At 32.7% G+C, this 21271-nt stretch carries 18 protein-coding genes; 3 read left to right on the top strand and 15 right to left on the bottom strand.

The window, feature by feature from the left end; all coding sequences use genetic code 11:
• Nucleotide 1 precedes the first annotated feature (1 nt).
• Together CLOLE_RS01710 and CLOLE_RS01705 are read right to left on the bottom strand one after the other, a co-directional pair.
• The gene (locus CLOLE_RS01710; RefSeq protein ID WP_013655348.1) at nucleotides 2-895 is read right to left on the bottom strand and encodes a carbohydrate ABC transporter permease; all 894 of its coding nucleotides are present in this window, start codon (nucleotides 893-895) and stop codon (nucleotides 2-4) included.
• A 22-nt stretch (nucleotides 896-917) separates the two neighbouring features.
• The gene (locus CLOLE_RS01705; protein WP_013655347.1) at nucleotides 918-2177 is read right to left on the bottom strand and encodes an extracellular solute-binding protein; all 1260 of its coding nucleotides are present in this window, start codon (nucleotides 2175-2177) and stop codon (nucleotides 918-920) included.
• A gap of 309 nt (nucleotides 2178-2486) precedes the next feature.
• Here CLOLE_RS01705 and CLOLE_RS01700 point away from each other — a divergent pair, with 309 nt between their 5' ends.
• A complete protein-coding gene (locus CLOLE_RS01700) occupies nucleotides 2487-3509 on the top strand; it encodes a LacI family DNA-binding transcriptional regulator (RefSeq protein WP_013655346.1) in 1023 nt (340 codons plus the stop codon).
• A gap of 127 nt (nucleotides 3510-3636) precedes the next feature.
• Here the strand turns inward: CLOLE_RS01700 and CLOLE_RS01695 are convergent, their stop codons facing one another.
• The 10 genes from CLOLE_RS01695 to CLOLE_RS01650 all read right to left on the bottom strand — a co-directional run bounded on the left by CLOLE_RS01695 (nucleotide 3637) and on the right by CLOLE_RS01650 (nucleotide 16004).
• Nucleotides 3637-5415, bottom strand: coding sequence for a zinc ribbon domain-containing protein (locus CLOLE_RS01695; protein ID WP_013655345.1), 1779 nt, complete (start codon nucleotides 5413-5415; stop codon nucleotides 3637-3639).
• A gap of 13 nt (nucleotides 5416-5428) precedes the next feature.
• A complete protein-coding gene (locus CLOLE_RS01690; RefSeq protein WP_013655344.1) occupies nucleotides 5429-5821 on the bottom strand; it encodes a zinc ribbon domain-containing protein in 393 nt (130 codons plus the stop codon).
• Between the two features lie 83 nt (nucleotides 5822-5904).
• Nucleotides 5905-8223, bottom strand: coding sequence for a zinc ribbon domain-containing protein (locus tag CLOLE_RS01685; RefSeq protein ID WP_013655343.1), 2319 nt, complete (start codon nucleotides 8221-8223; stop codon nucleotides 5905-5907).
• A 207-nt stretch (nucleotides 8224-8430) separates the two neighbouring features.
• Nucleotides 8431-9243: a formate/nitrite transporter family protein gene (locus CLOLE_RS01680; protein ID WP_013655342.1), complete on the bottom strand. Its 813-nt coding sequence runs from the start codon at nucleotides 9241-9243 to the stop codon at nucleotides 8431-8433.
• A 62-nt stretch (nucleotides 9244-9305) separates the two neighbouring features.
• On the bottom strand, nucleotides 9306-9788 hold the full coding sequence (cynS, locus tag CLOLE_RS01675) for a cyanase (RefSeq protein WP_013655341.1): 483 nt from the start codon (nucleotides 9786-9788) through the stop codon (nucleotides 9306-9308).
• A 199-nt stretch (nucleotides 9789-9987) separates the two neighbouring features.
• Nucleotides 9988-11349 carry an MATE family efflux transporter gene (locus CLOLE_RS01670; RefSeq protein WP_013655340.1) on the bottom strand — a complete coding sequence of 454 codons (1362 nt, stop codon included), beginning with the start codon at nucleotides 11347-11349 and terminating at the stop codon, nucleotides 9988-9990.
• A gap of 719 nt (nucleotides 11350-12068) precedes the next feature.
• Nucleotides 12069-12407, bottom strand: coding sequence for a cupin domain-containing protein (locus tag CLOLE_RS01665; RefSeq protein WP_013655339.1), 339 nt, complete (start codon nucleotides 12405-12407; stop codon nucleotides 12069-12071).
• Nucleotides 12408-12485: 78 nt separating this feature from the next.
• Nucleotides 12486-13499, bottom strand: coding sequence for an SPFH domain-containing protein (locus CLOLE_RS01660; RefSeq protein ID WP_050794658.1), 1014 nt, complete (start codon nucleotides 13497-13499; stop codon nucleotides 12486-12488).
• Nucleotides 13500-13640: 141 nt separating this feature from the next.
• Nucleotides 13641-15113 (bottom strand): NAD(P)H-dependent oxidoreductase, encoded by a 1473-nt coding sequence (locus tag CLOLE_RS01655; protein ID WP_013655337.1) that lies wholly within the window; start codon nucleotides 15111-15113, stop codon nucleotides 13641-13643.
• A 33-nt stretch (nucleotides 15114-15146) separates the two neighbouring features.
• Nucleotides 15147-16004 (bottom strand): adenine nucleotide alpha hydrolase family protein, encoded by an 858-nt coding sequence (locus tag CLOLE_RS01650; protein WP_013655336.1) that lies wholly within the window; start codon nucleotides 16002-16004, stop codon nucleotides 15147-15149.
• 157 nt (nucleotides 16005-16161) lie between these two features.
• Between CLOLE_RS01650 and CLOLE_RS01645 the strand changes: the two genes are divergently transcribed.
• The gene (locus tag CLOLE_RS01645) at nucleotides 16162-17031 is read left to right on the top strand and encodes an MBL fold metallo-hydrolase (protein ID WP_013655335.1); all 870 of its coding nucleotides are present in this window, start codon (nucleotides 16162-16164) and stop codon (nucleotides 17029-17031) included.
• A 52-nt stretch (nucleotides 17032-17083) separates the two neighbouring features.
• Here CLOLE_RS01645 and CLOLE_RS01640 read toward each other — a convergent pair whose 3' ends face one another.
• On the bottom strand, nucleotides 17084-17272 hold the full coding sequence (locus CLOLE_RS01640; protein ID WP_041712863.1) for a transposase: 189 nt from the start codon (nucleotides 17270-17272) through the stop codon (nucleotides 17084-17086).
• Between the two features lie 753 nt (nucleotides 17273-18025).
• On the opposite strand from CLOLE_RS01640, the gene CLOLE_RS23760 reads away from it, so the two are divergent.
• A complete protein-coding gene (locus CLOLE_RS23760; protein WP_270049151.1) occupies nucleotides 18026-18151 on the top strand; it encodes a hypothetical protein in 126 nt (41 codons plus the stop codon).
• Nucleotides 18152-18622: 471 nt separating this feature from the next.
• On the opposite strand, the gene CLOLE_RS01635 is transcribed toward CLOLE_RS23760, so the two are convergent.
• A complete protein-coding gene (locus CLOLE_RS01635; protein ID WP_013655334.1) occupies nucleotides 18623-19291 on the bottom strand; it encodes a potassium channel family protein in 669 nt (222 codons plus the stop codon).
• Between the two features lie 11 nt (nucleotides 19292-19302).
• A complete protein-coding gene (locus tag CLOLE_RS01630) occupies nucleotides 19303-20601 on the bottom strand; it encodes a TrkH family potassium uptake protein (RefSeq protein ID WP_041713206.1) in 1299 nt (432 codons plus the stop codon).
• Nucleotides 20602-21271 lie beyond the last annotated feature (670 nt).

Raw genomic sequence — 21271 nt, 5'->3', positions numbered from 1 at the left:
ATTAATCCCCCTTCCTTAAGCTGCGCTGATTAAGTAATGTTAAAATCACAATAATGATAAAGATAATCACAGAAAGTGCTGAACTATAACCATAGTTATTAGTAATAAAAGCATTTTCATAAGCATATGTAATGATCGTATTCACATCTGCTCCTGTTTTGGCTCCAGTTTGCATTGTCATCAAATAGACGATATCAAATTGTTTAAAGGTTACAAAAGCAGTCATAATAATAGCTGGCATAACTAAAGGTTTTAATACCGGTACTGTAATATAAATAAGCTTCTGCCATTTATTAGCACCTTCTATTTCTGCGGATTCGTAAAATCCTTTATCAATTCCTTGCAAACCACCATAAAACATTAAGATCATATAAGGCAGTGCCATCCATAAGTTAACAAAAAGACAAGAAATAAAAGCTATTAAATCTGTATTGAGCCAACCTACTTTTCCAAGTCCTAGCTTTACTAGGACTTGATTAAGTAGACCAAAATCATTTTGGAACATACCAAACTTCCAAATAAGCGCTGATATATAAGTAGGCATTGCCCAAGGTAGCATTAAAAGCGTTTTATAAACTCCCTTTCCCCTCAAACCTTCTGTATTCAGTAAAAGAGAAATACCTAGCGCAATCACTATTTGAAGTGTAAGATTTAAAATTGTCCATATAATTGTTCGGATTAATGCCGCTACAAAACCACCATCTAACACTGTGAAGGCTTTCAAATAATTAGCAAAACCAATAAAACGATAATCCTTCCAGTGCCATATATTCATATTGGTGAAGGATATAGCTACAGTATAGATAATTGGGAAAAATACAATAATCCCAATGATGAGCCAAGCAGAGCTAATGTATAAATAAGGCCCCACTTTTTGTTTAGAATTTTGTTTCATGCTATTCCTCCCCCTTTATTAACTATTGCATTGCTTTTATTTGATCTAACGCTTCTTGTTGTGCTGCATCCATAATTGGCTTAGTACTTCCACCACTCTTATAAATGGCAGCAAGTGCATTCTCTGTACAAGACCACATAACATCCATTTGAGGAATATTAGGCATTGGTACTGCATTTTCTGCACACGCCTTTAGGGTCATGATAATATCACTACCTTGAATCTCTGCATTATTATAAGCATCTTGATGAGCTGGTGCTGCGCCATTTTTAAGAGCGATGGCTTCGCTTAAATCCTTCTGACATAAGAACTCAAGTACCTTTTTACCTGCTTCTTTATCTTTGCAAGTAGTAGAAATCATAATACCTTGAACACCTGAATAAGGTTTTAATGCATTCCCATTACTACTTACTGTTGGAAGTGGTGCGACTCCAAGGTCAATACCTGCATCCTTGGCACTTGCTACGAACCAAGGGCCATTAACAATAGAAGCTGCTTTACCTTCCAAGAATAAGGTGGTTACTGTATTCCACTCACCATCAGTTGGCATGTATTGTACAAATTGTTTATGATAATCAATAGCTTCTTCCATTTCCGCTGTATTAAGACCTGGCTGTGCTTTATCATTAATAATACTTGCTCCAAATGCATGAGCCCATGCACTAAAGTAATAAGCCGTGCTATGTTGTTCTACAAAGCCATAAGAATCTCCTGTCGTTTTAGATTTAGCAAGCTCTAAAAGTTCATCAGTAGTAGTTGGTGCCTTGTCTAATAAAGCTTTATTATACATAAACATAAGTGTTTCATAATAAGCTGGGATTTGATAATGTTTACCATTATAAAGGCCTGCCTGAGCTGTCATTGGTAAGAATTTATCGTAAACACTTGGATCTAAGTAATTATCTATACTGTCAATAATATTCATTTCTGCAAACATACCTATTTTATCATGGGCATACCAAATAAAATCTGGTGCATTGGATGGGTCTGCTGCGCTAAGTTTTAAAGCTTCTGTCATATTTTCTTTTCGGACTACATTTACCTTAATATCTGGAGCTAATTGATCTAGTTGTTCTTGAAGTACACTTGCTATTCCCTCTTCTGTTTCATGCCATAAAGTGAGTTCTACTGGTGCTTTTGTTTCCTCTGTTGGTGCTACACTTGCCTCTGCAGCGTTAGTAGGTTGACTACCTGTTTCCTTTGCAGTTTCCTTTCCACCACAAGCGGTTAAACTCATAGTTACCATAAGTAAAGGAACCAACATTTTAAATTTCTTTTTCATTTTTACCCCTCCATTTTAGTATAATGTTTTCCTTGTTTTTCACATGGACTAATTAATACTTACTCTTGATTATCCTAGCTTCCCAAAAGTAAAACTTATGATGCGTAAAATATTTTAAGAAAACGTTTTCCTTATTGATAACTTAGTTATACCACTCATTTTAGTTAATTGTCAATATATTTTAGATAATTTTCTTTATTTCTTAGTAAAATTATCTATATTTTCACATTAATTTGACCATACTCCTTGTATATGCTATACTGAATAACAAGGAAAACATTTTCCTATTTTATATAAGGAGACTCTTATATGTCTAAAATTACAATTAAAGAAGTCGCTAAAGCGGCTAATGTTTCCATCTCTACTGTATCTAAGGTAATGAGTGACGCTCCTACGATTTCAGATGCAACCAAAAAGAGAGTACGTCAAGTGATGGAAGAACTCCATTACTATCCTAATGTCATCGCCCGCAGCTTTGTACAACAAAGCTCTAAAAATATAGGAATCGTTATGGAATTAAAGCGCCACTATGCTTTTTTAAATTCACATATTTATGAAATACTAGGTGGAATAGAATCTATCTTAAGCCAAAATGATTATAGCCTCACTTTACTTAATCCTTCTTCCTTGGGAGAGGGCCTAGATCCTTACGAAAAAATCATTCGCGAAAAGCGTGTAGATGGCCTCATTATACATGTCGCCAACCTTAACAAGGCTCTTTGCAAAAAGATGGATGCTCTCCATTTCCCTTATGTGGTCATTGGACAACCAGCTTTTGAATCCAACCTTTGTTGGATTGATATTAATAACAAAACTGCTGGCGAAATAGCTGCCACTCATTTACTAAGCGAAGGTTACACTAGGCCTGCCTTTATTGGCGCTCCTCACGAAGATCACTTTTCTCACAATAGGCAAATGGGATTTTGCTCTGCCTTAGAGAAAAAAGGCCTTACTATCGACCGTGAGTATATTATGGAGGGCGAAACCTCTATCGAAAATAGTGGCAATATGATGAATGCCCTACTCGATTTACCCTCTCCACCAGATAGTGTAGTTTGTCTTAATAACTTCGTAGCTTTCGGTGTTATTCAGGCTATCAAAAAAAGGGGGCTTAAGATTCCTGAGAATGTGGCTCTTATTTCTTTTGATAACTATCCCTTATCTATGTTTACAGAACCTCAGCTAAGCGTCGTTGATAATGATGTATTTGAATTAGGCTCTCATGCAGCTAATATTTTGTTAAGTAAAATAGCTAATCCTAATTTACAAATGCAATACAGCATGCTCCTTCCTAACCTGATTGTTAGAGAATCTAGCAGAAAAGCAGACTAGCAAAAAAGACATTGTTACAAGGTTTATACCTTATCACAATGTCTTTTTTATCTAATGACCTCTATGCATACTATATCATTCTCTTTAAATCACAAGAACCAGGTAATATATCCCTAGATAACGTCTTCTAGAAATCAAACATATCGAAGAAATTATCTTCTAGTTCTTCTCCTATGTAGTCTACTGCATCTTCGGCAATACCCATGATGGAGTAGTTAACATCATAAACATCAAATTTGGCAATAAAAAATATACAAAATACCCCAACAGCAATCCACAATACCACTGGTTTAAAAATATTCATTATCGTATCAACAACTGGTACCTTAAGACTAAGTAGCCAATACATCACCATAAATAAAATACACGTCATCACTGCGATAATCATTGCATTTACTACGAAAGAACTATTTCCTGATTTCACCATTAAACTATACTTTCCTCTGTCCATCTCAAGCATATCTCTATAATAACTATTAGTAGCTTGAAGCGTTACATTCATTACATAGCTTGCCATCTTAGATATCATTCCAAAACAAAGACCTGAGCCTAAGCTTATTAGAGCTGACTCTTTAAATGCTACCTTTAATTCCAAATCTCTGCCTTTAAAGAATTGATACGCTGCTACTAAAATCATACAGGCAGTAATAACCACTGCCACAATCAGCCACCACTTCATAAAGCTATCTATTTGATCTTCCATGCCATACATCTCATACTTAATATTAGCCAGTGTCATCTTCAGCTTAATCACTGAATCTGAATTTACCATTACTTCTATAAGATTGAATTGTCCCATTAGTATTACTGAGATAAAGATTCCTGTCAAATATAAGATACTTACTAAAACAACTAACCAGCTTACTCCTTCTGGCATTTCTCCTACTTCCATAAGTACTTTTATCATCACACTAGTCGCCATCATAAAGGCAAAACCTATTATAGTGAAAACAATCTTTCTAATGACAGATAAAATTGGATTTTGTTCGTTAACCCCTTTATTTTTCACTACAAACTGTAAAGTCAGAAAAGTTATCACAAACACCATAAAGAATGTAAATAATAAATGAATACTAGAGCTCACTTTAAGGATATCTTCTGGCGAACTATAACTATATCCATAAAATTCTCTATAATTAGTACGCATAGATTTATTAAGTACTACTCCTCCTAGCGTTACTACAACACCTGTTATGGCCGCTATAATACCATTTCCGGATAAAGTCCTTCCCATTCCAGATAGTTTAAGTCTAATTTTTTCACTTATAATAAGTATAATTACTCCTAAAACCATACCTATAACAGGAAATACAGCAGCTATTGTTCCTTTTACACCACCCACAGAAAGTAACCAGTTGACTTTTCCACCAAACAGCATGCTATAGGTCACTAAATTAAGGTTACACACTGTATTAAAAAGATTTTTCTCTAACGTACTTCCAAAAGCATAGCTACTATATTGCTCTTCAAAAATAGCATCCTTTAGTCCTGTCCCTATTAATAAGCTTAAAACTATAGCAACTACAGCAACAATAACTGAGAATAAAACGCCTTGCTTTACCCATTTTAAAGCTTCAGCAGTTGTAAGCTTTTCAATATGTAATTTATTTAACTTCATATCTTTTAAAGACTCTTTACCTGGAAGTACATTTTTAACTGCCGCTCCTGTTTGTTTAAGTTGTTCCATTGTTTTGAAACTACTTTTTATTTTTGCTTCTACCTTTACACTACTTTCCCCACAAGCTTCGCAATATCTTCCCTGTACTGCCGCACCACAACTTCTACAAAAGTTAAAGTTTGTTTCTACTGCTTGTATTGGAAGTGATCCTTGTTGTGCCCTCGCCCCGCAATTACCACAGTATTGATTGGATTCCTCTATTTGTGTCCCACATTTATTACAAAACATTTTGGTCTCCTCCCTATTCTACTGATTTTTCTAAACTGAAGTGACTATTTTGTTTCGTACCACATACTACGCAGTAGTTTTGTTCTGCTTTCATTGGAGTGCTACAACAATGACACTTAGCTACATAAGCTGCGAAATATTCCTTAACTGCAAAGCCACATTTACTACAGAACACAGCATCAGCTTGTAATGCTTCACGGCACTGAGGACAACAACTTATATCCACAGCATTAGAACTTTTACTAATTTGAATATCTACTTTTTTGATTTCTTCTGATAAACTTTTTAATTTATCAGAAATCGTTATATTTCCCCCACGTATTAGATTGTGTGTTTCTTCCCCTAACGCTACTAATAAATTTAGACGTTTCTCCTTTAATTCATTCGTATTTAATCCTTGTTCCATTTTACTTCCTCCTTATTTTTTACATCTCTCATATACCTTAAATTAATACTATCCTAAAACCTATTGATAAGATACTGGTTTTTTTATTGTTGGATTGGTAACCATCCATAGTCATCATTACCTTGGTAGGTGTAACTAATCTCTACCCAAATAACCGAAGTATCATAGTCAATGTGATAGTTAGTTACTGGCCACGTTTTATCTTTATTCGTATAAAGGGTTGTTTGTGTACTATAATCATAAGTCGTATAAATATATGTATTGGCTGGTATAAAGGCCCCATAATTATAATAACCCTCAGCTGTAGATTCAAGCGCCTCTCTTCTGATTCTTTCCGCTTCTACAGCTCGTCTTTCCTCTGCAACTCTTGCTTGTTCTTCAAGCTTTTGATTAAAGTCATCTTCAGAAATACTCTCTAGAGGATACACATATCCAGCTCCTACTATTATTGTAAATGTGTCATCTTCTAATTTATCAAAGGTTATTTCATCTCCAAAGAAATTAGCTAAATAACTATCATCAACTAATGTTGCATCTAAACTATATCTTCCATAGGAATTGTACTCCGGATATACACTACTCAATATCTCTCCATCTGCATAAGCTATAAATTCGCCATCTTCTTCTATTTTAATAAGTGTTTCTAATTCCTCACAAGCATAGTATCCAACCAATTCTTCATAGCTCATTTTGCGTTCATACTCTAAATCATTAATGACAAAGGCATCATATACGTTTATGTCTTCTAATATAACCTCTTTACTTTTTTTAGTATCATAACGCATTAAGCTTACTTTTTCTTTTCCATCTACTGTTTCTTCTGTTAGATAAGTAATATATCGTCCAAACTCTGATATAGAATAATCTTCACCTAATTGGTCTGTAATTAAAGTAGCTTCCGGCAATGCTTCTAGCTTTTCTGTGTTAATTCCCTCTTGAATGAAAAGTTCACCTTCAAAAGTCATATAATAGACATGTTCATTAAAAGCTTCTTCAAACATGACACTACTATCTATTTTTTCCTTCTCATCTTCCCTTAATAAGTATAAATCATCATTTATATCTCTGGCTACAACACTTTTCCCATTAGGACTTACACTATAATTTACAACATCTCCTAATAGTTTATTAACTTTGCAATCATCTATCACTTTTTCAAAATAAGTTCGTTCCGCAAGCGCCTTCTTATTTATCTCCGGCACATCTATGCTATAAAGCTCATCTTCAGTATTTAAGTAATATACTTTATTTGCATCTTCACTATAAGTACACTCTTTAACCTTATCAACTAATTGTACTTCTTCTTGATCTGGAAGTTTAATATAGATTTGCTTCACATCATCCAAATCCTCTGATGCATTAAATAGTACAGCTTGGCTTTCCTTTATATAAACAGCATTCCATATATCCACAGCATTATGATTTAACTTTTCTTTTTCTATTCCATCTTTAGTTTCTCTATAAAGATAACAAGTTGGATTATAGAAGTCATTGGTTGCCAAGAAATAATAGTCTGAATCTAATATATTGAAACCTACAACATCAGTTGCTATTCTATTTTTTTCTGTACGATTAACAAGCTTATAAAACTTTTTATCATTATCTAGATAATAAAAATCATCTGTACTTACATCATAATATACAACTTCAGTCCAGCCCTCTACAAGTAATTCCTTAGTGTCTTTTTCTGTATCATAGATATAAGTGTTTTGATCCCCTGAAGATGTATTTTCTATAAAAATAATAAACCTACTTGTTTCTTCAAAATAATAATACGAAGAATCTTCACTTATAACCTTAGGTTTCTCGCCTGATTTAGCATACTGCAAGCGGTCATCTTCATCTAAGTAAACGATATCGCCAGTTTTAGGAGAGATAATAAAAGAATCTAAGTCGAATCCCTCACCTAACTTTTTCTTTTCTTCTCCTATCTTTTGAGTGTACACATCACCATAGTTTCCTGATTCCCACTGAGTGAAATTGACCCCCAAAACAGTATTAGGATCATAGCTTTCTTCATAAGTCTTAGCTTGATTTCCTGTGTTTTGTGCTAAATAAAATGCACCTGCTCCTATTCCTGCCCCTCCAATAACTAGACCTAACAAGATAGCAGCTATTTTTAGTTTACCTTTTTTCCCTTTTCTTTCTTCTTCCTTAGTGGTAGCCTCAGATACTGCAACTCCTTGCTCGGACATAGCAAGTTCATCAGGCTCATTAGTTACAGCTACAGTCTCTGGTTCTCCAGATATTTTAGTTTCACTTTTCACCTGCTCCTGTACCTGAGTAAGCTCCGATTCTTTAGCTAATGTAATTATAGCTTCCTCTGCTTCTAGCCTTTTACCACAATAGACGCAGAATACATAGCTATTATCATTTTCTTTACCACAAAATCGACACTTCATCCTATCCCTCCATAAGTTTAGTAAGCTTCCTTTATTCGACAATCACCTAATATTATATCAATTCTCATAATTTTTGTCACTCTTACCAAACTAAACAATCGTGCTATTTCAATTTTTTTCTACATTTTTCTTCACACAAAAAGAAAATACCATAATAGTAATCTATTCATCACCATTATGGTATTTTCTTTTTGTATATAGAATAAATTATCTTGCGACATTGGCTTCTTCAACCACTACCCCTTTTTTCTGAGAAACAAACCAGTAAGGAAGTGCTACGAATATAGCTCCACCCAATATATTACCTATAATAACTGGAATAAGGTTAGAAAGATAACCTCCCCAATTTACAGTCTCTGTCGCATATGGTGAAAAAATGCCCAAAGCTAATAAAGTCATATTAGCTACACTATGTTCTAAACCTATACCTATAAAAGCAAATAAGCACCACCAAATCATAATTAATTTACCTGATTCAGATTGTAACTTCTGTGCACACCACAAAGATAAGCATACACAAATATTACAAAGAACACCTCTAAAAACTAGAGCCGAAAAAGATGGTGCAATTTTCCCTGCGCTCATAGTTACCACAAATTTACCAAACACCTCTCCATCTAAAAGTCCAGTGAGTTTCATAAGATATGCAATAAGCAATGAACCACAAAGATTCCCTAGTATATTAACACACCATACATAGATTACCTCTCTCCATTTAACCGTTTTCTGCAAACCACCCACAGTTAAAAACAAGGTATTTCCTGTAAACAAATCACAGCCACACATTACTACTAATGATAAAGCAATCCCAAAAGAGGCACCCATTACCAGCTTTGTTAATCCACCTAAGTATTCGCTATTTGCAATAGGAGCACCTATGGAAAAAATAAGTGAAATGCCTAGCCCTATAAATGCACCTGCAAACATAGAATAAATAAAACATTTAATAAAACTTTCTTTAGCAAAATCAACTTTTACTTTAGCCAAATTTGCTATTTTATTTATCGTTACTAGTTCCATACTTTTCCCTCCTATATGATAAACTCAGCTAGAAAATGTTTTCTACCTGAGTTATAAGTATTTTACCAAGGGTATTTACCTTGCTTACTGTAAGGCAGTAACTTACCATTCCAAGTAATGATAACACGGTCTCCCTTTGGATCTTTTTGAATATCCACATCTATCCCAAAATCAATGGCACTCATAATACCATTTCCACCCTTTTCATGAATAATCTCTTTGATAGCTGGACCATATGTATCAAGTACCTCATGTAATCTATATAAGATAGGGTCTGTATTTCCTTTATAGGGATGGTTGTTTAATACACCCACAGTCTCCATTGTTAAGCCTAAGGCTTCAGCAATTTTAGTACAATACTCTTCAGGAACCCATTGTTGTCCCTTTAAGGCACTTGTAAGCCAAACCTTATTAACACCTACCTTTTCTGCTAATGCTTCAAAAGTTAAACCCTTTTCTTTCCTTGCTTTATCTATACTTGCTAATTCCTCTGCATATTGAACTCTTTCTAAATAATCAGCGTTTGACATTGGCATCATTGACATAACCATTCCTCCTATTAACTTAAGATTAATTTATTTCATCGTTGGCCAACGAACGAAAAAATGGCAATGGTATCTAGGATTAACCTAGGCGCCATTGCCATTTGTTACATTTAGTATAGTCTCTCTTTTTTCAAAAATCTATATATATTTTTTACAAATTTATAAATAAATCGACATATTTTTCTATTATTTTTTAATTTTATACCGCATGCAAAGCACGAGATTCCTTTAGAATATTGAGCTGACCATCCACTTGTTTTTTTCTAATGATAAAGAAAATTACAAAGGTAATCATTTCTGCAACAGGTAGTACTAGCCACACCCCTAACTCCCCCCATAGTCTTGGTAGTATTAAAAGCAATATAAAGATTAGCCCTATGCCCCTTGTAAAAGACATAATTCCTGAATAAATAGGTCTTTCCAAGGACTGAAAATAATACATAAGAATTGTATTTAATCCCATAAAAGAAAAAGACATTAAATAAGTGCAAATAGCAACCTGTCCTTGCTTAATAATATGTATCTCAGAATCCACTAACCATGCTGTTATTTCGCCTGAAAACAGCCCTATAACAATCCAGGTTATAAGACCTGCCATTCCAGCTACCCACATAGCATAACGATGGACTACTTTAACTGTATCATATTCTTTAAGCCCATAATGCATACTGACAATAGGCTGACTAGCTTGTGCCATTCCTCCAAACATGCCTTTTGCAATAAAGGCTATATTAGAAATAACACTATAAATAGCTACCGCAGTAGCTCCGCTAATCTTCATAAGCGCTATATTAATCATAAAAATAGTCATACCTGTAGAAATCTCTAATATACAAGCACCACCACCATTATTAAACATTCTCTTAAAGAGCTCTTTATCCCAAAAATCTTTAATGAAACTTACGGAATTCTTTTTTAATATGAAATGAAACCATAAAATCACCATACTAATAGAAAATCCAATAGCTGTAGCAAGACCAGCTCCAAAAGTACCCATCTTCATTGGTATAATGAATATATAATCCAAGGCAATATTAATCAAATTACCAATCACACCAGCTATCATTACCAATTTAGGGTTACCATCGCTTCTTACTAGTACCGTCAAAACACCACAAAGCATATAAAACAAAACACCCCAAGTAACAGGTTTCAAATAGCCTATGGCTGGTTCTAAAATCTCCTTATTAGCCCCTAAGATAGTAGCTATGGGTTTAACAAAAATAATGCTTAGTACCATTAAAATGCTCCCAATAATGCCTATACTTACAACAGCCATGGTTAAAACCTTACTAGCTGTTTTACTATCTCCCTCTCCCTTGCAAATAGTCATTGTAACTGAAGCGCCTACTCCAATCAAAATGGCAATACACGAATAAATCGTGAAAATAGGTAGTGATATATTAAGGGCTGCTAACCCATCACTCCCTACACCTAAAGATACAAATAAGACATCCGCCAAACAATATAAGCTATAAGTTACCATTCCCACGACAGTAGGTAATAAGTAGCTTAAATAGCTTCTCCAAACTTCTTTATTAGTCTTACATACTGCTCCCATATTACATACTCCTACTCTACAAAATACTCCAAAATTTTACTCACCAGACTATTGTAGAACTTCGTTTCATCAAATTCAAGCTTATCTTTTTATAAATTCAACCCCACTACTTTTATGCAAGTAATGAAAATGCATTCTTTTTCAAAATGAAACGGTCGATTTAAGAAGTGGCTTATTGCTTCTTAAGTCGACCGTTTCTTTATTATTTTATAGAGGAGTGTATGAAAAAGTAATATTTCTTACTTGTTATTAGTCTACAGTCCTAAAGTGATGGTTTTATGATAAGTTAGTGTTTATTATTAGATTTTTTCATAAAATCTCAAAAGCTTCTAGTGATTCTCAAATTCTTCTATGCTTTCTTTCTTTGCAGTTACTATTCTCTTAGCTACTCTTAAGGCCATATCTCTCTCCGGATAAACAACTTCACAATTCTGAATCCCTGCCTCTTGTAAGGTTTCTATTTTGGAATTACCTACTACAAAAGCATATTCTGTGTAATTTTTTTATAACCCTTTTTAACTAATGACATATTCTTATACTAGGTACAATGACGTGGAAAACATTAAAAGAAGTTGCTGTTTTGCACACATTCTCAGATACTTTCATGATGATACACCTAAAGGTAAAGAATACGATATAAGTCATCCTACTATACTAGGATATCCTAACTATTTTCATAAATTCAACATCTTATTATTTATTAATAACTTATGTATATATTATCTTGACGCGGGACTAAATGTTGAGAATAATACTAAAGTCTCATTTCCTATATTTTTTATTCCATGCTGCATACCTTTAGGGGCTTTAAATGCGTCTCCTTTTTTAAAAGATCTCCACTCTTCACCATCTAAAAATTCCCCTATTCCTTCTACAGCATAGAAAAATTCTGATGAATTTTCATGAACATGTGGCGCGATCATAAATCCTGGGATAATCCTTACTTCTAAATTATTTAGACATTCGTTGTCTGCACTACAGAAAAAGTGTTTCATAAAAACTCCCTCCTGTGTTGGATGTTTAATAAACTGCCCATCATTAATAATATGATTTTCCATTTTTACTTCCTCCTAAATTAGAATATATTATATTATATTAAATAACCTGATTACTAATACCAGTAATCAACTATTTACTTATTCATCTGTAGCAATAATTTCTCCTATATTTTTCTCAACCACTTCCTTATTAGGTATTATTGTAGAAATTGCTGATGTTAGATAACTATACAAATCAAAGTTCTTATCTTGTGAGGCATTTTGAAATAACGTTATATCCCCCATTTTTACATTCTTATAAATATCAGGCAATAACTTGATAAATTCATAATTGAGTGTCTTATTAGAATATCCGTCTATAATCTTAAATCTCTCAGCTAAGCCTTCTGCTTCTGCTATCATATTAGCTTTTATTCTTTCTGATTCATTAGCTATAATGGTACTCTCTTTTATTTGCTCTATATCTGAATTAACCTGTTCAACTTCCTTTTGCAAAAGTTGGATTATTTTAACTCTTTCTTTTTCAGCCTTTTCAAGGAAAGTAGATACCTTTTCTTTTTCTTCTCCTACCACTTTTTGAGCTTCTAACTCTGCTAATTTTGACTTTGTTCTTTTTTCAATATCTTTTAGCTCGATAGTTAATTCTTTCTCTAACTCTGCTAACTTAACCTGTCTCTCCATCTCAATTTGTTTTGGTAATGCCATATTTTTCATAAAATTATCATTAACTACAGTTAAGTTAGAAATGTTGACAGATGATATAGTAATCCCCCAACTGTCAGTTGTTTCTTTTAAAGTATAATTAAGATTTTTAGATAAAAGTGACCTATTTTCAAGTATTTGATCTACAGACATTTTCGAACACTCATTTTTTATAACAGCTTCAATAATTTTAAAAAATGTTGGTTCTATATCTTCCGGCTTAATATTTTCTATTGTAACTGCTGCATTCTGCGTTTTCCAAATTAAAGTAGCTGAGATTTTCATAGCTTGACGTTCTTTAGTTAACACAGAAATATTTTCCAAAGTACTTTTCTGAATCCTTTGATCTATCATAATAAGGTGATCTATTGACGGAATTACCACAACCCGACTTCCACTTAATGGTTTATCGGATGATGGTTTACCAAATCTATAGTGTCTTGCAGCCATATAATCTGGTATACTAATACTCCATCTAAATACAAACAAATATATCAATAAAATTATTATGATAACCGCACTACAAAAAAAATAATCATAGCAATCTCCTCCTAATACCTTGAATTTATAATTCTCAGAATAGCATTATTTTTACCTTTTACCAATTTTAGGGTCGTACTCATATGTGGTTCTTTGTAAACCACTACCTTTAATCACCTTGGCAATTTCTGCGACTCGCTTTCCCACTCCTACAGCAGTTTGCATGCCATAATAATCATCTTCCCCTTTCACATTTGGGTCATCAAAGGTATGTGACCATCCTGTAGCTCCTAGTTGACAAACCGCTGTTCCATCATTAACAATAATTGTATTATGTCTCATCATAGATTGCATTAAATCAATATTTGTAATTTCCTGTCCTCCATGACGTCGACCTGCTACTGCTAGTGTTCCAATAACTTTATTACCTAATTCAAAATCTGTATGTCTCATAACTCTTAATCTATCTATTAATAATTTAAGCTGACTTGTAAAGGTTCCAAAATATGATGGAGAGCCTAATATAATACCATCACACTCTCTTAACTTGGGATAAATTTCTTGCATATAATCGTTTATTCTACATGTCCCATAACACTTATCACTCTTGCATCCCATACAAGGTTTTATTTCTTTACCTGAAAGTTCTATTAACTCTATAGATACATTTCCTAAACTTTCTGCGGCTCTAAGTGCTTCTTTTAAATATTCAATAGTACTTCCTTTCTTATGTGGGCTACCACAAATGCCAATAATTTTAACAGAAACGGCATCAATACTTTGACTACTATATCCTTTACTACTACTATTTGCCATTATATCTTTCAAGTCAATGATTTCTCTCCTAAGCTCTGTGATTTCTTCAAACTTATCTTCGCTTTTATTGGCTATAGGCATATCAGCTGTACTATTAAATGCTTTAGTATATCTTGCAATCTTATCCTCAGTATAATTAACTACAACTCTCTGCTCTTTATTCTTAATAATCTGATTAGCTATATTACTATTTTCTTTCTGTGTAACATCCTTGTCTTGCTTCTCTAATGGTACGCCCTCTTCTTTCCCTTTGTTTGAAAGCTTAATTAAAAAAGATTGAAATTGTGATATACCTACTCCTACAAACCATATACCAATAATCAAAGCACCAATTACATCAATGCATATAGTTTGCCATTCGTCTACTGCAACACCTCCTAAAGTAGCAAAACCTATTGCCCACCCCGAAAATAATGAAGGTGTATGAGATAATAGCTTAATTCCTATATTTGTTACTATTACAGATAATATTCCAAATACGCATAATATCACAAAGGAAAGTAGTAGTGTATTTCCTTCTTGCACCTCTGGTCTGTTCATCAATGTTAATACAGCCACTCCCCATCCTAATCCCAGAATATGAGTTAATGTTATATTAATTGCATCTTTCAATTGATGCCCTGCCGCAAAAAAAACCGCTGCTGAGATGAAGCCTATCCAAGCTCTATTAACCCCTATAAATTGATGAAATGTTCCCCATATAGGCACGAAAATTCCTACACCTAATGCTAAAAAAGCTACTTCTTTTATCTTTCTTTTAGTACTCATAATCTATTACCTCCTAGATTTCTTACAAAATCATTAGCAATCTGTAAAGTAGTTTTCATACTCTATATCAGTAAATGTATAAGGTAATTCAATACTCACTTTATCCAAAAAATCTAGTACCCCTTTATAGGATACATTATTTATAGTTCCTACGGTATTTAGTACTTTGAAATATTCTCTTTTATGTTTACTATCTGATACTTTACATGGTCTATTAATATATGGCATGTGTGCTTTTTTTATAACATCCATAATATCATCTTCATGCATACATATTAATGGTCTAATAATAGTTAAACCATTAGGCAACTCCTCTTTAGCCTTCATTTTATGAAGACAATTTTGTATCCGATTAATTGCATTCTGCTCCTTAAGTTCATTAATATTAAAGTTATAGTTAGAAACTAAACTAATTTCATCTAAATACGCAAGCACGTCATATAAAGTATACCCTGTAACTACTGCTGTTTTTGACTCTTTAGATACTTTATCTAAATAAGTATCTACGATTTGTTTTCTAGCACCTTTACAAATTCTACACCCTCTTATTTCGCCATCTTTTAAATCTTCTTGATCTGAATCAAATACTTTCAAGTCAACACCTAATTCATTCCAGAACTCCTTTGTTTTAATAAAACACTCTGCTTCAGATTCATCTTCTAAATAATATACATGCTTTGGATATGTTACCATTAATGCTTCTAATTTAACATTTAACTGTTTTTCCTTTATGTATTTATCCATAAAATATAAACCTAACGTAGCATCCTTTCCTCCTGAGAATAGAAATATTATTTTCTCAATGTTTTCTAACATTTTATACTCATTAATAGTATTAGAAAATATTTCATACAAACCTTCCGATTCACACATTCCTTTAAGTAAACTCATTCCAATTCCTCCCTTTTTTATTAAACCTTTATAATAATACAATAATAGTAAAAATTTTGCAATATAATTCTCTAAATTTTTTTAAATTTTTAATATATTATATATTTAAAATTTTACTCGCGTAATATATAATGTTTATGAAAGGAGTTGAATCATTTTGGAACATATTGGTTCAATAGACAGCCTCAAATTAACAGTTTTATGTGATGATAATACTGGCATTACAAAACAATTTTTATCTCAACATGGATTTTGCTTACTTCTTGAAATACACTCTAATACTGTCAATAAAAATATTCTATTTGATACAGGACAATCCACTCTTCCAATCTTTCATAATATGAACTTATTAGACATAAAACCTTCATGTATTGATATGATTATGTTATCTCATGCACATAATGATCATACTGGTGGCTTAATTTCTATATTAGAGGCTATAGACAAAGAAACTCCTATTATTGCTCACCCTGATTTGTTCAAAGAAAACTTTTCATCTATACCATTTCTAAGATATACTGGTTGTCCTTATACAAAACAAGATATTATAAATAAAAAAGGTAAACTTCTTTTATCAAAAGAGCCCATTAAATTATTAGATGGCATTTTATTTAGTGGACAAATTAAAACCACTTCTTATCCCTGCCTCAATAATTCTAAGTACTATAATTTAGTGGATGGCAAAAAAGTAGTTGATGAAATCTTAGATGATACTTGTTTAATTCTAAATATAAAATCTAAGGGACTACTTATTATCACTGGCTGTTGTCATTCAGGTATAATGAATACTATTTCACATGCCATTGATGTTACCGGTATTAATGAAATATATGGTATTATTGGTGGTCTGCATTTAGTAAATACTGCTCCTTCTCTCATTAATACTACACTTCATGAACTTTACAAATTCAAGTTACAAACCATTTCATTAGGACATTGCACTGGAGTAACTGCAACTCACAAATGTATAGAACTATTTTTAGATAAATGTACCTTATTACATAGCGGCAAAATATTGGAGTACTAATATTTTTGTTTATATATAATGGCTCATCACCAACATGTGTGTTTGATAACCTCTAGGCTATCAGCAAACTACTATTACACTCTAAATAAATACGATATTCATATGTTTTTGGGCTTCTTAAAAAATAGCTTCTATGCTGTAGGGCTTTGATTTTATTATTTCCACCTTCAACAGCAGCGTTTGTAAAGCGGCATTGATGATAGTTAGCAACTTCTACTTTCCAGCTTTTAAAGTTCTTCAAATCACCTGCTGTAAGTAATTCATAAAAAGACGTAGTACTAGAAAGCAGGTTTAAAAGTACTCTACTAAGATAAAAATGATTTTGCTTGCCACTAAAAATTTACTGGAGAATTTAAAGTTTCAGCGGTCAAAACACCAGACAAGTAAAAGAATTCTCCTTTCAATAGATAGAATTACTTTTACAATACCTGGAAATGGAACAAAAAAAGACACATCATGTTATTGAAACGAACCACAAAGATACTTGTTATTAAATATAAAAAATCACCAATAAATCTCCTGTAACACTTAAAAAATCTTCACTTCCTAAGTATTCACTCTGCCTTAAAACATAATCATATTAAGTCAAAAATACTATAATTAAAGCAATAAATCACAAAAAAGGAAGACTCAAATGACTGAGCCTAAAGAGCTTTTAATGTTCGAGCATTAGTAGAAAAATAAAAAAGTTATTTGTAGTAAAAGAGCACACCATTGAGAAATTAAATATTCGCATTAAAAACATCTTATAAATCCGGAAGAAACTTGCCTATATGTAAAAGTGAGTTAAAAATAGTAGGCCAAAAACTTATACGCACTGAGGTAGAGTTTGTACTCACTGCGTGAAAAATAAAATAGGTTATTCAGTAAGTGATAAAGTATACGAAATGCGACAGTAGAGACAACCAATATCTTAAAGATAATTTTCAAAAGCTAGCTATTCCTACATCTGTATTATCTTTCTATTGCAATAGCTTCATTAGTAGCTCAGGTCATGTATCAGAAATTTGGTATAGGTATCCCCCTTAACAATCAAGAAGAAGAGATGAAAAACATGTCTCATGAAGAACGAAGTGAAAAGCGTCAGGATGCATCTAGAACAGCTCTTGATGCCTTTTAGTTATGGGTAGAAAAGACTTCTAAAATCTCCACTACTAATGAGAAACTTACAAAAGCACTAGGATATGTTAAAAATCAAAAATACATATGCATTAATTTAATGCTTAAGTTTTTCTAGATTGAATGAGTTCTTCTAAATAACTCTCAATACGAGAATAGGTAGTTTGTCTTACACCCTTCGTGTAAGACAAACTACCTATTCTTAGGAGCATATCTCCAAACTAACTATACAATATTCTTTCTTCATAGCATAAAACTGATATAAGTCAACGTTAAGCAAAATATAAAATCTTTAAATGCTAAACTCTCTCCCCCTGAATAAAAGTAAAGCTTAGTTTATACCGTCATAAAGCGTCATTGTAAATAGTACCCCAATCAAACGACTATAAAAAGTAAACCTTTCATTTGCTTTTTGCTGAAAAAATCAGTTTTAAGTTTATACTTATGACTTTTTACAAACTCCTAGAAATTTTTAGTGATTCTCAAATTCTTCTATGCTTTCTTTCTTACCAATCACAATAATAATATCATCCTTTGAAAACTTATACTGAGGGCTAATTTCTGTAACAATATTATTCCCTTGTTCAATAGCAATAATATTAAGATTATACTGTTTACGAATATCTAATTGTCCAATAGACTTATTAACCCATTTATCTAATATTTTTATTTCGGAAATTTCTATACCACCATTTAAGGAAAGGTAGTCAAGTACATTAGCAGCTACTATTCTCTTAGCTACTCTTAAGGCCATATCTCTTTCCGGATAAACAACTTCCGCTCCAAGCTTCTCTAGTACACAGCCTTGTTCATAGCTAACAGACTTTGCAATAACTTTAGGTACTCCTAAACTCACTACATTTAAGGTGGTTAAGATACTGACATCTATTTTCTCACTAATACACACAACAACCACTTCACAATTCTGAATACCTGCTTCTTGTAAGGTTTCTTTTGTGAAATTATCTACTACAAAAGCATATTCTGTGTAATTTCTAATTTCTTTAATCTTAGCTTCGCTCTCATCAACAGCTAATACTTCCTTACCTAGTTCACAAAGTCTCTGTGCTAGTGCCATTCCAAATCTACCTAAACCAATAATACCTATTGCTCCATTTTTCTTATTTAAATTATTAAACATCGCCTATTCTCCTATCCAATTGTAATAAGTCCTTCTGAATACTTCACACTTGCTTTTTCTTTAGTAAACCATAAAGAAGCAACTGTCAGCGGACCTATTCTTCCTATGTACATAATGATAATTAAAACCATTTTACTTGGCCCAGTTAAACCTGGCGTAATTCCTGTAGATAATCCCACAGTACCAAAGGCCGAAGTCACCTCAAATATATTTTGTACAAACGTGTTTTCTGGTTCAAAAACGCAAAGCGCAAAAGTTCCAGCTACGACTATTCCTAACGAAAGTAGTGTGATCATAAAGGCTTTCATAATCGCCTCACAAGGAATACTTCTTTTAAAAGCCTGACAGTGTTGGTTGGTTGCTGTACTTTTTAAAGATTGAATTAAAACAAACAAAGTAGTCGTCTTAATACCACCTCCTGTAGAGCCTGGTGAAGCTCCTATAAACATGAGTACAATGAGCACTAATAAACCAGCATTAGTAAAGTCTCCAAGAGGGTATGTACTAAAGCCTGCCGTTCTAGCAGAAGTACTGTTAAAGAAAGCTGCCAGCCAAGGAATATCTTCTGTCCATTTCAAAAGGAGTGTACCTATTAAAAGTAAACTGCCTGTCATTGTTAAAACCACCTTAGAGTGAAAGGTTAGCTTTTTAAAAGAACGATTCTTAGCCACATCAATAATAACAAGGAACCCAAGTCCTCCAAAAATAATAAGACCACAAGTCGTTAAGTTTAAAAGAACATTGTCCTTATAAGGAGATAAGTTCTGCAAATTACCAAGAATATCAAAACCTGAATTGTTAAAAGCAGCAATTGAATGAAATACACTAATTCCAATAGCATCCCATGTGTTATAATCTGCTCTAAAAACGATAAAGCTTAGCACGGCACCTGCTAATTCAAATCCAAGTGTCATTAAAAGTACCGCTTTTACTAACCTTACAATCCCCTGAAAAGAATTTAAATTCAAAGCTTCCCTTACCAAAGTTCTCTGTTTAAGCCCTACCCTTTTACCCGCAATTAAAATAATACCTACACCAATAGAGGTGACCCCCAAGCCTCCTATTTGTATAAGTAAAGCTACTATTGTTCGTCCAAAAACATTGAAGGTGTCTGCCGTATCAATAGCAATAAGTCCCGTCACACACACAGCACTAGTTGAAGTAAACAACGCATCTAAAAAAGAAACCTCCACTCCTTCATTTGCAAAAATCGGTAGACTTAATAAAATTGCTCCTATTAAAATCACCATGATAAAACCCAATGCAATTATTTTTGCTGGAGCAATCTTTTTAAGATCATTCCTATTCATAGCCATTCTCCTTTTCATATAAAACGTTTCAATAATATTTACGTAAAAAGACATACCTTACCCCCTACTCAGCGCAAGTTATGCCTTGAATTTTTAAGTATATTAAGCCCAATAATCTTTTTCTTCATTTAAAACAATATCACTATCCTACCTTTTATTAATATCTGCTAAGTTAATCGTTATTTATAATTATAGAGAACATTATATACGCATTATTATATAAAGCAATAATTATTTTTAGAAATTAACGATATCTTAATATCACATTTTATAGTCTATAAAAATAAATTTTCATTTTTAATTTAACACAAATTTTACACGACATTGATAGATACCTTCTCTTAATCTTTGATAAATTGAGGATGAGATTCATGACTTAAATGGCGATTATGTAATTATTCTAGTGAGAAAAGCTGACGAAATATAATATTAGTTATCACTTAAAGTAAAAGAACAAATTTATTTATATTTAACATTCTTGCCCTTAATTTTTCATCTTGTAGCAAAAATTTACCCATTTTGAGCAAATTTATTTATTCCTTTTGTTTTTTTATATATACTTCTATTTGTAATACCCTTTCGCTAACTTATCTGGTACAAGATAAGTAGCATGTATAATGCAAATAAAGACACTAGTAGTTACCCCTAAACCTCTTCTGCTGGTGTTTTT

Source organism: Cellulosilyticum lentocellum DSM 5427 (assembly GCF_000178835.2).
GTDB classification, from domain to species: Bacteria; Bacillota; Clostridia; order Lachnospirales; family Cellulosilyticaceae; genus Cellulosilyticum; species Cellulosilyticum lentocellum.
This window is presented reverse-complemented; position numbering and strand designations above follow the sequence as displayed.

Coding starts and splice junctions, on each gene's coding strand:
- CLOLE_RS01690 (WP_013655344.1), bottom strand. CDS start 5,821: ATGGAACAAGGATTAAATACGAATGAATTAAAGGAGAAACGTCTAAAT.
- CLOLE_RS01695 (WP_013655345.1), bottom strand. CDS start 5,415: ATGTTTTGTAATAAATGTGGGACACAAATAGAGGAATCCAATCAATAC.
- CLOLE_RS01665 (WP_013655339.1), bottom strand. CDS start 12,407: ATGGAAAATCATATTATTAATGATGGGCAGTTTATTAAACATCCAACA.
- CLOLE_RS01670 (WP_013655340.1), bottom strand. CDS start 11,349: ATGGGAGCAGTATGTAAGACTAATAAAGAAGTTTGGAGAAGCTATTTA.
- CLOLE_RS01705 (WP_013655347.1), bottom strand. CDS start 2,177: ATGAAAAAGAAATTTAAAATGTTGGTTCCTTTACTTATGGTAACTATG.
- CLOLE_RS01655 (WP_013655337.1), bottom strand. CDS start 15,113: ATGAGTACTAAAAGAAAGATAAAAGAAGTAGCTTTTTTAGCATTAGGT.
- CLOLE_RS01710 (WP_013655348.1), bottom strand. CDS start 895: ATGAAACAAAATTCTAAACAAAAAGTGGGGCCTTATTTATACATTAGC.
- CLOLE_RS01650 (WP_013655336.1), bottom strand. CDS start 16,004: ATGAGTTTACTTAAAGGAATGTGTGAATCGGAAGGTTTGTATGAAATA.
- CLOLE_RS01630 (WP_041713206.1), bottom strand. CDS start 20,601: ATGAATAGGAATGATCTTAAAAAGATTGCTCCAGCAAAAATAATTGCA.
- CLOLE_RS01635 (WP_013655334.1), bottom strand. CDS start 19,291: ATGTTTAATAATTTAAATAAGAAAAATGGAGCAATAGGTATTATTGGT.
- CLOLE_RS01660 (WP_050794658.1), bottom strand. CDS start 13,499: ATGGCTGCAAGACACTATAGATTTGGTAAACCATCATCCGATAAACCA.
- CLOLE_RS01700 (WP_013655346.1), top strand. CDS start 2,487: ATGTCTAAAATTACAATTAAAGAAGTCGCTAAAGCGGCTAATGTTTCC.
- cynS (WP_013655341.1), bottom strand. CDS start 9,788: ATGTCAATGATGCCAATGTCAAACGCTGATTATTTAGAAAGAGTTCAA.
- CLOLE_RS01685 (WP_013655343.1), bottom strand. CDS start 8,223: ATGAAGTGTCGATTTTGTGGTAAAGAAAATGATAATAGCTATGTATTC.
- CLOLE_RS01680 (WP_013655342.1), bottom strand. CDS start 9,243: ATGGAACTAGTAACGATAAATAAAATAGCAAATTTGGCTAAAGTAAAA.
- CLOLE_RS23760 (WP_270049151.1), top strand. CDS start 18,026: ATGTATCAGAAATTTGGTATAGGTATCCCCCTTAACAATCAAGAAGAA.